13 protein-coding genes are annotated in these 14,777 nt (G+C 67.6%); 7 read left to right on the top strand and 6 right to left on the bottom strand.

Features of this window, described 5'->3' with window-relative positions; genetic code table 11:
• Window positions 1–269 precede the first annotated feature (269 nt).
• From AAFN89_RS15420 to AAFN89_RS15405, 4 genes are read right to left on the bottom strand one after another with little or no spacing between them, the layout of a single operon-like run.
• A complete protein-coding gene (locus AAFN89_RS15420; RefSeq protein ID WP_347539992.1) occupies window positions 270–731 on the bottom strand; it encodes a PAS domain S-box protein in 462 nt (153 codons plus the stop codon).
• Complete coding sequence (locus tag AAFN89_RS15415) at window positions 731–1,426, bottom strand: MOSC domain-containing protein (RefSeq protein ID WP_347539991.1); 696 nt, start codon at window positions 1,424–1,426, stop codon at window positions 731–733. Before AAFN89_RS15415 ends, AAFN89_RS15420 begins: the two co-directional genes overlap by 1 nt.
• The gene (locus AAFN89_RS15410; protein ID WP_347539989.1) at window positions 1,423–2,115 is read right to left on the bottom strand and encodes a 5-formyltetrahydrofolate cyclo-ligase; all 693 of its coding nucleotides are present in this window, start codon (window positions 2,113–2,115) and stop codon (window positions 1,423–1,425) included. Before AAFN89_RS15410 ends, AAFN89_RS15415 begins: the two co-directional genes overlap by 4 nt.
• Window positions 2,112–2,576, bottom strand: a complete 465-nt coding sequence (locus tag AAFN89_RS15405) for a group III truncated hemoglobin (RefSeq protein WP_347539988.1) — start codon at window positions 2,574–2,576, stop codon at window positions 2,112–2,114. The genes AAFN89_RS15410 and AAFN89_RS15405 overlap by 4 nt, the downstream gene beginning before the upstream one ends.
• Before the next feature lie 245 nt (window positions 2,577–2,821).
• Between AAFN89_RS15405 and AAFN89_RS15400 the strand changes: the two genes are divergently transcribed.
• The 3 genes from AAFN89_RS15400 (at window position 2,822) to AAFN89_RS15390 (ending at window position 10,079) form a co-directional block, all read left to right on the top strand.
• Window positions 2,822–7,699, top strand: coding sequence for an NAD-glutamate dehydrogenase (locus AAFN89_RS15400; RefSeq protein WP_347539987.1), 4,878 nt, complete (start codon window positions 2,822–2,824; stop codon window positions 7,697–7,699).
• 321 nt (window positions 7,700–8,020) lie between these two features.
• Window positions 8,021–9,238 (top strand): integrase core domain-containing protein, encoded by a 1,218-nt coding sequence (locus tag AAFN89_RS15395; protein ID WP_347539986.1) that lies wholly within the window; start codon window positions 8,021–8,023, stop codon window positions 9,236–9,238.
• Window positions 9,239–9,467: 229 nt separating this feature from the next.
• Window positions 9,468–10,079, top strand: coding sequence for a glutathione S-transferase family protein (locus AAFN89_RS15390; protein WP_347539985.1), 612 nt, complete (start codon window positions 9,468–9,470; stop codon window positions 10,077–10,079).
• Here AAFN89_RS15390 and AAFN89_RS15385 read toward each other — a convergent pair.
• Window positions 10,069–10,257, bottom strand: coding sequence for a hypothetical protein (locus AAFN89_RS15385; RefSeq protein WP_347539984.1), 189 nt, complete (start codon window positions 10,255–10,257; stop codon window positions 10,069–10,071). The genes AAFN89_RS15390 and AAFN89_RS15385 overlap by 11 nt on opposite strands.
• Here AAFN89_RS15385 and AAFN89_RS15380 point away from each other — a divergent pair.
• The 3 genes from AAFN89_RS15380 (at window position 10,256) to AAFN89_RS15370 (ending at window position 12,658) form a co-directional block, all read left to right on the top strand.
• Window positions 10,256–10,444, top strand: a complete 189-nt coding sequence (locus tag AAFN89_RS15380) for a hypothetical protein (RefSeq protein WP_347539983.1) — start codon at window positions 10,256–10,258, stop codon at window positions 10,442–10,444. The two genes, AAFN89_RS15385 and AAFN89_RS15380, sit on opposite strands and share 2 nt — an antisense overlap.
• Window positions 10,445–10,523: 79 nt before the next feature.
• Window positions 10,524–11,840: an MFS transporter gene (locus AAFN89_RS15375; protein WP_347539982.1), complete on the top strand. Its 1,317-nt coding sequence runs from the start codon at window positions 10,524–10,526 to the stop codon at window positions 11,838–11,840.
• A gap of 8 nt (window positions 11,841–11,848) precedes the next feature.
• Window positions 11,849–12,658, top strand: coding sequence for a methyltransferase domain-containing protein (locus AAFN89_RS15370; protein WP_347539980.1), 810 nt, complete (start codon window positions 11,849–11,851; stop codon window positions 12,656–12,658).
• On the opposite strand, the gene AAFN89_RS15365 is transcribed toward AAFN89_RS15370, so the two are convergent.
• Complete coding sequence (locus AAFN89_RS15365; protein WP_347539979.1) at window positions 12,655–13,287, bottom strand: metalloregulator ArsR/SmtB family transcription factor; 633 nt, start codon at window positions 13,285–13,287, stop codon at window positions 12,655–12,657. The genes AAFN89_RS15370 and AAFN89_RS15365 overlap by 4 nt on opposite strands.
• Before the next feature lie 78 nt (window positions 13,288–13,365).
• On the opposite strand from AAFN89_RS15365, the gene AAFN89_RS15360 reads away from it, so the two are divergent.
• The gene (locus tag AAFN89_RS15360) at window positions 13,366–14,775 is read left to right on the top strand and encodes an MFS transporter (RefSeq protein WP_347539978.1); all 1,410 of its coding nucleotides are present in this window, start codon (window positions 13,366–13,368) and stop codon (window positions 14,773–14,775) included.
• The last annotated feature ends 2 nt before the right edge of the window (window positions 14,776–14,777 follow it).

Here is a 14,777-nt window from a genome sequence, read left to right as displayed (position 1 = left end):
CGGCCCATGCCCGCCAGACCAACACCAAGAACCCTCTACAGGCTCAGAGAACCCCCAAGAAAACGCCAAGCTTACGCCCACCTCATAGTAAGTTAGCGCCTATGGGATCAAGTCCAGCATGACATTGTTTTTGTTGGTCATTCCGGACTTGATCCGGAATCCATGGGCAAGCGCCGCTTCACTGGCGGTGAAGAACCGGGTGCGTCCCGGCCGACATCGACACCGCATGGTTCGACGGGCTCACCATGAGGAAAGTCCTCATCCCGGCCCTAAGCCGGCGGCTCCTCGATTCCGGCGGCCTTGGCGCGGGCGGCGATCTTGCGAAGCCGTTTCAGCTCCCCGAAGGTCGCGGTGGCGTCGCGGAGGATGGAGACGATGCCCTCGATTCCGCCATCGACCGCCAGGACCGGGGCGACGGTGAACTGGATCGACAGGGTCTCTCCGGACTTCGTCACCGCCGGGACCGACAGGATCTCGTCCGCTCCATAGCGTGACTTTCCAGTCCCCATCATCCGGTCGTAGCCGTCCCAATGTCGTCGGCGCAGCCTTTCGGGAATGATGATGTCGAGCGAACGGCCCAGCGCCTCCTCCTCGGAAAACCCGAAGATTCGTGTCGCCCCGGCGTTCCAGAAGCGGATCGCGCCCGTTCGGTCGGCATAGATGACGGCGTCGGGGATGTCCCGGATCACCGCCTCGCCCAGGAAGGAAGGCCTGTCCACTGCGTTCGTCATCACGCCTCCAGCGGCGTCGTCAGCCGGTGCGACCAGTCTTCGACATTCATCGAGGCCAGCCTGCGCCTCGCCAGCGTCCGCCATGATTCCGATAGGCGTGGCAGTTCGGCAAGCGCCGAAAGAGCGTCTACATCCAGCGTCTTGCGATAGAGGATTTCGGCAATCCGGCCGAGCGACATCGTCCCCGCCGGTCGGTCCTGCAGGACGATCACGTCGCCGGCGGAGACCGCACCTTCCTCCAGCACGCGATAATACCAGCCCGTGCGGCCGCTCTCCTGAACATGGCGGGCCATTCCGCGATTGGCGAACCGCTCGTTCAGCCGCCAGCAGGGTTGCCGTCCCTGCGAAACCTCCATCAGGGCGGTTCCCAGCCGATAGACATCGCCGATGCAGACATCGTCCTCGGTCATCCCGAGGGTCGAAAGATTCTCGCCGAACGCGCCCTCCGCGCCCAATCGCCACGCTATATCGGGATGATTCCGCCGCCAGGCGGCGTAATGATCGAAAGGGTAGTGATGGATGGCCTTCTCAGGACCGCCATGATGCTTCCGGTCGCCCTGCTCATCGCCGGCAAGCCCATCGATGCGCACGGCGACGGGGCCGGAGACGGCATGTTTGTCGATGCCGCTCGCAACGCCGCGCGGACCCAGCGGCGATACGGTCCCGACCAGGATCGCGCGGATTGCGACGGTCATGCTGGACCGGGGGTCAGGATCCCGTCCTGCGTGACGATCGCGGTCATCGGGATGTCGTGCGGCTGGGGGTAGATCGTCGCCAGCGCCGCCGTCACATAGCCGATGCCGATTGCCCGCGGCCTTGGGTCAAGGGCTGCCAAGGTCCGGTCGAAGAAGCCGCCGCCATAGCCCAGCCGGTAGCAGGAATGGTCGAATCCGACCACCGGCGCGATGGTGATGTCCGGGACGATCTCCTGCCCGTCGGCCGGGATCGGGATGTTCCAGATTCCATGCTCCAGCCGCGCGCCCGGCGTCCAGGCCCGGAAGACCAGCGGCGCGCCGCGTTCGACGACCACGGGCAGGGCGCATCGGCCGCCGCGCGCGATGATGGCCTTCATCCAGGGGCGGAGATCGGGTTCTCCCCGGAACGGCCAGTAGGTGCTGACGGTCAAACCCGCGACATCGCCGATCATTTCGTCCAGCGCATCGGTGATCCGGGCGGTGTGGCGCTTCCGGTCTTCCGCCGGGATCGCCACCCTCTCTCCGATCAGCCTCTGGCGCTCGGCCTTCCGCCACCGCATCACGTCGGTGCGCTGCTGCCGGTCGGGCTCGGAAGGCAGGCCCAGATAGGCAGGGTCCAGCTCATGCATGAAGCAGGGCGGGGAGGCGAAGCTGCCCACCTCCCCATCATCCTTGTCGCCGCCGGTCATGAGGTTTTCTCCGCGACAGGCCAGGAGAAGCGTTCGCCCTTGCCCAGCAGGACGCCGTGGCTGGCGGCGACGCTCAGTTCCAGGCTTTCGGCGATCCGCCGGGCCCGCTCGACGAAATGGCTTGCGGCGGCGGGCGGGCAGATCTCCGCCGCAACCTCCTCGAACAGCGCCAGCCACCGGTCGAAATGCTCGCCGTCGACCGGCAGGGGCACGTGCTTGCCCACCGGCTGGCCCTGATAGCGGCCGGTCGACAGGGCGACGGAGGACCAGAAGGCGCACATGCGCTGGAGGTGCGGTTCCCAATCCTCGATCCGTGCGGCGAAGATCGGGCCCAGCATTCCGTCCTGCCTGACGCGGGCGTAGAAGGCGCGGACCAGGCGATCGATCATCGCCTCGTCAATTCCGGTGCGTTCATGGATTTCAGCGGCCGCGAGGGCGCGGCGTTCGGCGACGCTCATCATGGTTGCTCAATCCGAAAAGTCCCTAATCCCTGTCTATCATGGTTGCCGTCACGGTCCGAAAGGACGTTTGGTCGCGGCGCGCAATGGCCTTTCCGCGCCGTCACCGGCGATTCAGGGGTTCAGGCGCCGGATTTGTGGAGAATCCGCCGCGACGGACCTTTGGCCTTCCGCATCTTGTTGGAGTAGCGTGCCGTCGACGGGAGGGGCGCGTGCCCAAAGCGCCTCGCAATCGAAGAGGAAACGCGATGCCGATCAAAGCCGACCAGCAGAAGGCGGAGCTGATCGAAACACTGGCCGCCCAGATCAGGGAGCGGCTGCCGAAGGAGAAGGTGGAGACGGTCGAGCGATTCGCCCGGCTCTATTTCCGGAACGTGCCGCCGGACGACCTCGCCCATACGGAGCGGGAGGCTCTCTACGGCGCGGCCCTCGGCCTCTTCCAGTTCGGCGCGATCCGGACGCCCGGCCAGCCGAAGATCCGGGTCTTCAACCCCGATCATGACGAGCATGGCTGGGACGCCGGCCATACGATCGTCGAGATCGTCAATGATGACATGCCCTTCCTGGTCGATTCGGTGACCGCGGCGCTGAACGGTCACGGGCTGACCGTCCATCTGGTCGTCCATCCCATCGTGCTGGCCGCGCGAGACGCCAAGGGCGCGCTGGTCGAACTCCAGGTGCAGGGCGAGCCGAGCGAGACTCTGCGGCCGGAAAGCTTCATGCATGTGGAGGTGGACGAGCAATCGTCGGAAACCACCCTGGACGCCATCCGCGCCACGCTGGAGAAGGTGCTTCAGGAAGTCCGCCGCGCCGTCACCGACTGGCGGACCATGCGCGGCAAGGTGGACGACGTCATCGGCGCGCTGAAGGCGAACCCGCCGCCCTTGCCGACGGAGGAGACGACGGAGGTCGTCGATTTCCTGCACTGGATGAACGCCGACCATTTCACCTTCCTGGGCTACCGGGAATACGGCTTCTCCCAGGAGAAGGGGCGGACGGATTACAGGATCGCGGACGGCAGCGGGCTCGGCATCCTCAAGGAGAACGAGGTCTCGGTCTTCCAGGGCATGCGGCAGTACGCGACCCTGCCGCCGGAGGTCCAGGCCTTCATGAAGCAGCCGAAGCTGCTGATGGTGACCAAGGCCAACCGGCTGGCGACCGTCCACCGCGCCTCGCCGATGGATGTCGTGATCGTCAAATCCTTCGGCCCGAAGGGCGAGGTGACGGGCGAACGGATGTTCGTCGGTCTGTTCACTTCCGTCGCCTACAACCGCAGCGCGCGCGACATCCCGTTCCTGCGCCAGAAGGTGACGCGGACGCTGGCGCGCGCCGGCTTCGATCCGCACAGCCATGACGGCAAGGCGCTGACCCATATACTGGATACCTTCCCGCGGGACGAGCTATTCCAGATATCCGGCGACGAGCTTCTGGACATAGGGCTCGGCATCCTGCACCTGCAGGAACGCCAGCGCACGGCCCTGTTCCTGCGCAAGGATCCGTACGAACGGTTCGTCTCCTGCCTGATCTACGCGCCGCGCGACCGGTACAACACCGATCTGCGCCGCAAGTACCAGCACATATTGGAGAAGGCGTTCAACGGCACGGTCACCGCCTTCCAGCCCCAGTTCGGAGAAGGCGCGCACGCGCGCGTCCACCTCATCGTCCGGACCAAGCCGGGGAAGATCCCCGACGTGACGCGGGAGGAGGTGGAGGCGCGGCTGGTCGAGGCCGGACGCACCTGGTCCGACAAGCTCCAGGAGGCGCTGGTCTCCGCCAAGGGGGAGGAGGCCGGGCTGACCTATCTCCGCCGTTACCGGGAAGCCTTCCCGACCGCCTATCGCGAACAGACCAACCCCCAGGCGTCGCTGCACGATCTTGAGCGGATAGAGCAGGTGATCGATACGGGGATCATCGGGCTCAACCTCTACCGGCCGATCGAATCGGCGGAGAACAGGGTCCGGTTCAAGCTCTATCACGCCGCCCGGCCGGTCCCGCTCTCCGACGTGCTGCCCATGCTGGAGAATATGGGCCTCAAGGTGATCGCGGAGAATCCGTACGAGGTGCAGCCGGAGGACCGGGACGAGCCGGTCTGGATCCATGATTTCACCGCCGAAAGCCGCGACGGCGCGGCGATCGACGTCGGCAGGATCAAGCCGATCTTCCAGGAGGCGTTCGCCCGGCTCTGGTACGGCGCGATGGAGGATGACGGGTTCAACCGGCTGGTGTTGGCCGCCGGGCTGGGCTGGCGGGAGGTGACGGTCCTGCGCGCCTACGGCAAATATCTGCGCCAGGCGCGGGTCTCCTTCAGCCAGGACAGCCTGGAGGACACGCTGGCCCGCCATCCGGACATCACCCGCCGGATCGTGGAGATGTTCGAGGCGCGCTTCGACCCGGCGCGAGAGACCGATCGCGAGCTGGTGGAGCGCAGCCAGATGGCGGAGATCGAGCGGGAGCTCGAGAACGTGCCGAACCTGGACGAGGACCGGATCATCCGGCGCTACGCCAATCTGGTCCGGGTCACGCTCCGCACGAACTTCTACCAGAAGGGCGCGGACGGCGAGCCCAAGCCCTACCTTTCCTTCAAGCTGGACAGCAGCCAGGTCGACGAACTGCCGCTGCCCCGGCCGTGGCGGGAGATCTTCGTCTATTCGCCGCGCATGGAGGGCATCCATCTGCGCGGCGGCAAGGTCGCGCGCGGCGGCATCCGCTGGTCCGACCGGCGGGAAGATTTCCGGACCGAGGTGCTGGGCCTGATGAAGGCACAGATGGTGAAGAACGCCGTCATCGTGCCCGTGGGCTCGAAGGGCGGGTTCGTGGTGAAGCGTCCGCCGCGCGAGGGCGGGCGGGAGGCGTTCCAGGCCGAGGGCATCGAATGCTACAAGATGCTGATGCGCGGCCTTCTGGACGTGACCGACAACCTTTCGGACGCAGGGGTCGCGCATCCGCCTACCGTTGTTCGGCACGATGAGGACGACCCCTATCTGGTCGTCGCGGCCGACAAGGGCACGGCCAGCTTCTCCGACATCGCCAACGGCATTTCCCAGGAATACGGCTTCTGGCTGGACGATGCCTTCGCCTCGGGCGGGTCGGCCGGTTACGACCATAAGAAGATGGGCATCACCGCGCGCGGCGCGTGGGAAGGCGTGAAGCGCCATTTCCGGGAGTTGGGCGTCGACATCCAGAACGAGGATTTCACCGTCATCGGCGTCGGCGACATGTCCGGCGACGTGTTCGGCAACGGCATGCTGTGCAGCCGGCACACCCGGCTTCAGGCGGCGTTCAACCATCTGCACATCTTCGTCGACCCGGACCCCGACGCCGCTATCAGCTTCAAGGAGCGCCAGCGGCTCTACGATCTCGGCCGCGGGTCATGGGACCAGTACGACCAGAAGCTGATCTCCAAGGGCGGCGGCGTGTTCGACCGTAAGGCCAAGGCGGTGAAGCTGACGCGCGAAATGCAGGCGCTGACCGGCCTCGACCGCGAATCGGTGACGCCGAACGAACTGATCTCCGCGATGCTGCGGGCGCCGGTGGACCTGCTGTGGTTCGGCGGCATCGGCACCTATGTGAAGGCGCGTGACGAAAGTCATGCGGAGGTCGGCGACAAGGCCAATGACAGCCTGCGGGTCGATGCGGCGCGGATCTGCGCGCGCGTGATCGGGGAAGGCGCCAACCTCGCCGTCACCCAGCGCGGCCGGATCGAATACGCGCTGAAGGGCGGCCGGGCGGACGGCGCCAGCGGTGGCGGCAAGCTCAACACCGACTTCATCGACAATTCAGCCGGCGTCGACTGCTCCGACCATGAGGTCAACATCAAGATCCTGCTGAACGCGGTGGTCGCGGCCGGGGACATGACGCTGAAGCAGCGCAACGCCCTCCTGGAGCGGATGACGGAGGAGGTCGGCGGCCTCTGCCTGCGCGACAACTACCTCCAGACCCAGGCGCTGACCATGACTATGGCGGAGGCGACGGAGCTTCTGGACCAGCAGGCGCGGTTCATGAAGGGGCTGGAGAAGGCAGGGCATCTCGACCGCGCGATCGAGATGCTGCCCAATGACGAGGAGCTGACCGAACGGCTGGGCCGGCGCGAGGGGCTGACCCGGCCGGAGCTGTCGGTGCTGCTCTCCTATTCTAAGATCACGCTCTACGATGCGCTCCTGGCGTCGGACCTGCCGGACGACCCGGCGCTGGAGGACGACCTCCGCCTCTACTTCCCCGAACCGCTGCGGAAGAAGTACGCAGCGCCGATCAAGCGGCACACTTTGTCGCGGGAGATCGTGGCGACCTTTGTCACCAACTCGCTCATCAACCGCACCGGCCCGACCTTCGTGGCGGAGATGATCGACAAGACCGGCATGGGCCCGGCCGACATCGCGCGCGCCTACCTCATCGTCCGCGACAGCTTCGAGCTGCGGTCGCTGTGGCAGCGGATCGAGGAGCTGGACGCCAAGGTGCCGGCGGAGGTGCAGACGCAGATGATGCTCTATATCCGCCGGCTGGTGGAGCGGACGACGAGCTGGATCCTGCGCCAGGGCGGAGAGCGGCTGGAGGTCGACCGCCAGATCGCCCATCTGCGTCCGGCGATCGAGGCGCTGACGAAGGAGATCGACGGCGTGCTCTACCCCGACGCGCGAACGGTGATCGACCGGCGCGCGGCGGCGATGATAGAGCAGGGGGCGCCGGAGGACCTTGCCCGGCACATCTCCTCGCTCAACGTGCTGGCGGCCGGCGTCGACCTCGTTCAGATCACCGATGCCGCCGATGTCGGCCTGACCGACGCGGCCTCGGTCTATTTCGATGTCGGCCGCCGGTTGGGCATCGCCTGGCTCCGGGACAGCGCGCTCAAGGTCCAGGCCTCCAACCATTGGCAGAAGCAGGCAATCGCGGCCATCCTGGACGACCTCTACGCGCTCCAGGCCGACCTCTCCCACCGGGTGATCGACCGCGCGGACGGCGAGATATCGCGATCCGACGCGCCGGCGCTGATCGAAGCCTGGATCGACCGCCGCCGCCAGCCGATCGAACGGATCGACCAGTTGATCGCGGAGCTGCGGGCGATGGACACGGTCGACCTCTCCATGCTCGCTGTTGCCAACCGCCGCCTCCGCGGCCTGATGGCGAGCTAAGGGGCGGCGGCTGTTGGCGGGCTCGCCATGGGGGAAGAGAGGCGAGGCCTTCTCTTTCCCGTCATTCCAGCGAAGGCTGGAATCCATGGGCTGGAGCCGCCTTACCGACGGTGAAGAACCGGGCGCGGTCCCGGCTTCGGTCGATACCGCATGGATGCTGGATCAAGTCCCATAGGCGCTAACTTTGAGGCGCGGACCCAACTTCGCCCTCTCCTGCGAAGCGGGGGAGGGAGGGGAGGGTCTGGACCGGATAGATAGGTGACAGATTAGCCCGGAGACATGGGTGACAGGTCTCAAGATCGGCGAGGGAGGACCTTGCCGATGCCTTGGAGAGAGACCTGTGCGATGGATGAGCGAGTGGCGTTCATATTGGCGTGGCGGCGGAGCGCGGAGCCGATGACGGTGTTGTGCGCGGCGCATGGGATCAGCCGGAAGACGGGCTACAAGTGGCGTGATCGTTTTCTGTCGTCTGGCTGGCCGGGTTTGGCGGATGCCAGCCGGGCTCCGCACCGGCCTGGGAACGAGCTGTCGGCGGAGGTGCGCGCGGCGATTGTGGCGTTGCGGGCGGAGCGGCCGTTCTGGGGGCCGAGGAAGCTGCGCGCTGTTTTGGAGGAGCGCCGTGCCGAGTTGGCCTGGCCGGCGCCCTCGACCATCGGCGACCTGCTGCGTCGGGAAGGTTTGTCGGCGCCGCGCCGGCGTCGGCGCACGGCGCTGCCGCTGACGCAGCCCTTTCTGGCGGCGACCGCGCCGAACGATGTCTGGTGCGCCGACTTCAAGGGCTGGTTCCGCACTGGCGACCGGACGCGGTGCGATCCGCTGACGATCACCGATGCGGCGAGCCGGTTCCTGATCGATTGCCGCATCGTCGCCCCGACCATAGAGGGCGCGGCGCCGGTGTTCGAGGCCGCGTTCCGTCGCCACGGGCTGCCGCGGGCGATCCGCAGCGACAATGGCGCGCCGTTCGCCTCGATCGGCGCCGGCGGGCTGACCCGTCTCTCGGTCGAGTGGGTCAAGCTGGGCATCCGGCTGGAGCGCATCGATCCGGGTTGCCCGCAGCAGAACGGCCGGCACGAGCGGATGCACGGCACGCTCAAGGCCGAGACGATCCGTCCGCCGGCGGCCACGGCGGCGGCCCAGCAGGCGCGCTTCGACGCCTGGCGCGATGACTTCAACATTCACCGGCCGCACGAGGCCCTGGCCCAGACGCCGCCGGCGCGGCGCTACCGGCCGGCGCTCCGGCGCCATCCCGGCGCAGCGCCGGAGCCGAGCTATGCCGCCGATCACGCCGTGCGCCGGGTGCGCTCCAACGGCGAAATCAAGTGGGGCGGCGAACTGGTCTTCGTCTCCGAGGCGCTCGTCGGCGAGCCGGTCGGCATTACAGAGACCGAGAGCGGGGCCTGGCTGGTGCGCTTCTGTGACGTCGACCTCGGGCTGATCGACCGACGCACCCACAAGCTGCGCCGCTTTGCGGCGGGCCGGCCGGCCCGCCGCAAAGCAGAACAAACCGGGACAACTGTCACCCATGTCTCCGGTCTATAGTGTCACCTATGCTTCCGGTTGCTCAGGACCCGCGCCGTAGGCGTGGGGAGGGTGGGGGTGTTCGGGGTACCAGCGCCGCCGTCGGCTTCAAAACCCTCACCCTCCCACCGCTTCGCGGCGGGCCCCTCCCTCTCCCGCAGAGCAGGAGAGGGGAAAATTACGACCAAAGTTAGCGCCTATGGGATCAAGTCCAGCATGACCTTTTCGTAGAATCGCCAGGAACGCCCCCATGCTGACCGTCTACGGATCGTCCTCCTCCGGGAATTGCTGGAAGCCGGCGCAGATATTGGAGCTGGCGGGGCGGGACTATCGGTGGGTCGAAATCGATTCGATGGCGGGGGCGACGCGGACGCCGGAGTTCCTGGCGCTGAACCCGAACGGCAAGGTTCCGGTCGTGGTGCTGGAGGATGGCGCGGTCCTAACCGAATCGAATGCGATCCTGGCGCATTTCGCGGAGGGGACCGATTACCTGCCGCCGCCGGGGCTGGCGCGGACGCGGGTCCTCGAATGGCTTTTCTTCGAACAGTACAGCCACGAACCCTATGTCGCGGTGGCGCGAAGCTGGATCGCCGTCCAGAAGGCGAAGGCCCGGTACGCCGATCGCCTGCCGGAATTGTGGGAGCGGGGGCACAAGGCGCTGGCAGTCATGGAGCGGCGGCTGGCGGCCGCGCCCTTCCTGACCGATTCGGGCCTGACGATCGCCGATCTGGCGCTGTTCGCCTACACCCATGTCGCCGAGGAAGGGGAGTTCGACCTGTCGCCCTATCCCGCCATCCGCGCCTGGCTGGACCGGGTGGCGGCGCATCCGGGGGTGCGGAGGCTCGACCGGCTCAGAAGATGAGCGACAAGATGCCGATCACGACCAGGAGGCCGATGATGAAGATGATTCCGATCGTGCCGCCGATGAATTTCAGCATGATGATCCTTCCTCCGCGACGATAATCCCTGAACGGCCGCAGGGGATGAACGGTTCCCGGAAGGGCGGAACAGCAGCCCCCCTGAGGTGTTTGGAAAGGCATGGGCATTCCGCGACCACCCGCCGATCCGCCGCGCCCGGTTCCGCCGGTGAAGATTCCGCCCGACGATCCGTCGGAATTGCCTCCCGATGTGCCGGTGGAGGAGCCGCCGCTCGATCCCGAGGAATTCCCGCCCAACCCGCCGGAGCAGCCGGAACGGCCGCCGAAGGAAATCAACGGCCCGCATTGACCGGCCGCCGAAAGGGATGCGCGGCGTTGGCCTCTCTGGCATGGTGCCGGTCTCGTGACCGACTGCCGATCGGACTTCCATGACCGTGACGAACGTTTCGGCCCGATCTGCGGCCCGGCCCGCGGGCAAGCTGGGCCTCTTCTCCTGGTGCCTGTTCGACTGGGCCAATTCCGCCTTCAACACGGTCATCGGCACCTTCATCTTCTCGGTCTATTTCGCGCGCGGCATCCATGGGGATGAGACGACGGGCAGCGCCCTCTGGGGCTATGCGATCGGCGCGTCGGGGCTGATGGTCGCGATCCTCTCTCCCGTTCTGGGCGCGATCGCCGACCGGACGGGCCGGCGGAAGCCGTGGCTGGCCGTGCTGGTGGGGCTGACGGTCGGGATGACGACGCTGCTGTGGTTCGCGGAACCCGATCCCTCCTTCACCCTCTACGCCCTGGTCCTGGTGGCGCTTTCCAGCACCAGTTTCGCCCTCTGCGACGTGTTCTACAGCGCCATGCTGCCATCGGTGGCGCCGCCGGGAATGGTCGGGCGGCTGTCGGGATGGGGCTGGGGGCTTGGCTATGTCGGCGGATTACTCTCCCTGGTGGCGGCCCTGTTCGGGCTGGTCCAGGCGGAGCCGCCGCCCTTCGGGCTGGACCCGGAAAGCCAGGAGCCGGTGCGGGCGGTGACCCTGCTGGTGGCTGCATGGTTCACGCTCTTCGCACTGCCGCTCTTCCTCTTCACCCCGGACGAGCCGGCGACCGGCGTTCCGGCCGGCCGGGCGGTCCGGGAGGGGCTGGCGCAACTTGCCCGCACGCTGCGGGAGGTCCGCCGCTATGGCGACATCGCCCGGTTTCTCCTCGCCAGCGCGCTCTATCGCGACGGGCTCAACACGCTGTTCGCGGTCGGCGGGCTCTATGCCGCCGGCACCTTCGGGATGAGTTTCGAACAGATCCTGATCTTCGCCATCGGGCTCAACGTCACGGCCGGGATCGGGGCTGCCGGATTCGCCTTCCTGGACGACCATATCGGGCCCAAGCCGACCATCCTGATCGCGCTCGCCGGGCTGCTGGCTTTCGGCCTGCCGCTGGTGCTGATCTCCGACATCACGCTCTTCATCGGGCTGGCGCTGGGGCTCGGCATCTTCGTCGGCCCGGCCCAGGCGGCCAGCCGGTCGATGATGGCGCGGATGGCGCCCGACGAGATGGAGACGGAGATGTTCGGCCTCTACGCCATGACCGGCAAGGCGGTGGCGTTCCTCGGCCCCCTGGCCTTCGCCGCAGCGACCGGCCTTTTCGACAGCCAGCGGGCCGGCATGGCGACCATCCTCTTGTTCCTGATCGCCGGCGGGGCGATTCTTCTGACGGTGCGCAATGTCGGCCGGCCGCAGCCGGTTCCTGAACGGGGATGAAGATGGGGGTGGAAGCGCAATATGCGACGGAAGGGCTGACGGCGGCGATCCGAAGGGCGCTGGAGCAGTCGGGGAAATCGATCGATTCCATCGGGCCGGAGGATCTCGCGCCGATCGACGAGCTGCATGTCAGGGGCCGCAAGGCCACGCTCGAACTGGCGGAGAGGCTGCAACTGACGCCGGAGATGCGGGTGCTGGACGTGGGCAGCGGCCTCGGCGGGCCGTCCCGCCTGCTGGCCGACACCTATGGATGCGAAGTCACGGGCATCGATCTCAGCGCCTCCTTCTGCGAGACGGCGACTGCGCTGGCCGGCTGGACCGGACTGGGGGCGCTGGTGGATTACCGCGCGGCGGACGCGCTGGACATGCCGTTCGGGGATGAGAGCTTCGATGTCGTCTGGTCCCAGCACGCGTCGATGAACATCGAGGACAAGGAGGCGCTCTACGCCGAAACAAGGCGGGTGCTGCATCCGGGCGGGCGCTTCGCGCTCTATGACGTGCTCCAGGGGCCGGGAGGCGAGGTGCGCTATCCGGTTCCCTGGGCGGGGGATTCGTCGATCAGCCATCTGGCGACGGCGGAGGAGCTGCGGCGGCTGCTGACCCGCGCCGGTTTCAAGATCCTCCATTGGGAAGACAGGACGGAGGCCGGGCGCGACTGGTTCGCCCGGATGGCGGAGAAGGCGCAAGGCGCGCCGCGCCGTCCGCTGGGCGTCCATCTGATCTTCGGCGACGCCTTCAAGGCGATGATGGAGAACCAGCGCCGCAACCTGGAGGAAGGGCGGGTGGCGCTGGTGGAGGCCGTCTGCCGTCGAATCTAGCCAGCAGCCGGCGTGATGCGATAGGCGCAGCGCCGCGCGCCGGCAAGAATATGATCGGTTCGCTCTACTGTCGCGTCCGGTCCCAGCGTTGCCCGGAATAGGGCCAGCTCCGACCGGCAAAATCCCTGGCAGGCCGCCGCCGCGGCGCAGATCGGGCAATGGTTCTCCACCAGCAGGAAACCGTCGCCCTCGGCCCGCCAGTCGGCCATGTAGCCCTCCCTGCTGCGGATGGCCGCCAGCGCCCGGACCTTCTCCTCCAGCGATTCGGCCGACGCCGTCTCCCTGGAATAGGCGGCGAGGTTGGCCCGCTCGCGCTCCGCGATCAGCCGGTCGAGCCCTTCAGCGCCGAACAGGTCGCGGACGCCGCCCAGCAACTGGACGGCAAGCTCCGCATGGGTGTCTGGGAAGCGGGCGTTTGCGGCGTCGGTCAGCGCCCAGAGGCGCGCGGGGCGGCCGATGCCGGCGGCGATCTCCCGATGGTCGACCAGCCCTTCGGCCTTCAGCTTGACGAGCTGCTGGCGGGCGGCTTCCGATGTCACGCCCAGCTCTCCGGCCAGCGCGGCGGCGTTGCGGGGCCCCTTGCTCTTGAGCAGGAAAAGGATGCGATCGGCGGGAATGGTTCGGCTCATCCGCTAATTATGCAAGATGTCGCTTGACTTATTCAACAGCCCGCTGGATTTTTCCAAGAAATAACTTGGATTAGTATCATGGCCCGGGTCACCCATATCGCTCCTACGCTGCTCGACAACCGCCAGCACGCCCTGATCGCCTCGATCATCGGGCTCTGCATCTCCGTCTGGGCCACCAACTCCATGGTGTCGGTGACCGTGCTGCCCAGCGCGGTGGTGGAGATCGGGGGCGTCGCGCTCCTGAGTTGGGCGACCACGATCTACATCACCGCGTCGATCGTCGTCTCCGCTTCCGCCGGCTGGATGCGCGCCCGCATCGGGCTCAGGCGCGGCATCGCGCTGGGCGTCATCACCTTCGCCGCCGGGTCCGCCCTCTGCGCGCTGGCCCCGACCATGCCCGTGCTCCTGGGCGGACGACTGTTGCAAGGCGCGGGGTCCGGGCTGGCGGCGGCGCTCTGCTACATCCTCGTGCGGACGTATTTCCCCCAGGCGCTGTGGCCGCGGATCTTCGCCATGATCGCGGCCGTCTGGGGCGTGGCGGCGCTGGCCGGGCCGGCGCTGGGCGGTCTCCTGACCCAGCTGGTGGACTGGCGGTTCGCCTATCTGGCGATGCTCGTCCCGGCCGCCCTCCTGCTCATCATGACGCTGGCCGTCCTGCCGCGCGACGCCGATGCCGGCCGGGGCGCGGCGCTGCCGATCGGGCGGCTCTCGCTGCTGGCGGCCGGCATCCTTTCGATCGGGCTCGCCGCCAATCTGGCCGGCGTGGCGTCGGCCGCTCTCGCGGTCGCGGCGGGCATCGGCCTGGTCGTCCTGGCGGCGGCGCTGGACCAGCGCTCGGCGGAGCCGATCTTCCCCCGGGCGGCCTTCTCCTTCTCCAGCCCCGTCGGGCTGGGGCTGACGGCCAAATGCTCGATGATCGTGTCGACCATGCCGGTGTCGATCTATGGCGCCTACATCCTCCAGACCGTGCATGGCGCGACGCCGCTCATTGCGGGCTATCTGGTCGCGCTGGAGGCGCTGGCCTGGACGGCGGCGGCGAACATCGTGCCCCGCCTGCCGCACCGCGCGACGGGGGCGGCGATCCTGGCCGGGCCGCTGCTTGCCGGCGGCGGGATGGCGCTCGGCGCGGTGACGTTGTCGACCGGGCCGCTGCCGATGGCGGGGCTGGCGATCGCGATCATGGGATCGGGCTTCGGCATATGCTGGGCGTTCCTCAGCGGCCATGTCATGGCCGGGGCGGAGCCGGGGGAGGAGGACCGCACGGCGTCGGCCATCCCGACGGCTGAGACGGCGGGCATCGCTCTGGGCGCGGCGCTGACCGGCGTCGCCGGCAACGCCTTCGGCATCGCCGAGGCCCGGACGCCGGCCGAGATGGCGGCGACAGTGCCGCCGCTGATGGCGGTCTTCATCGCCGCCGCCATCGTCGCCCTCGCGGCGGCGTTCAGGATCGTGCGGCGGCGCAGGCCGGTTGTGGCGGCGGCCGGGTAAGC

It is taken from the genome of Inquilinus sp. CAU 1745, from assembly GCF_039839375.1.
Taxonomy (GTDB): Bacteria; Pseudomonadota; Alphaproteobacteria; order DSM-16000; family Inquilinaceae; genus JBDOQU01.
This window is presented reverse-complemented; position numbering and strand designations above follow the sequence as displayed.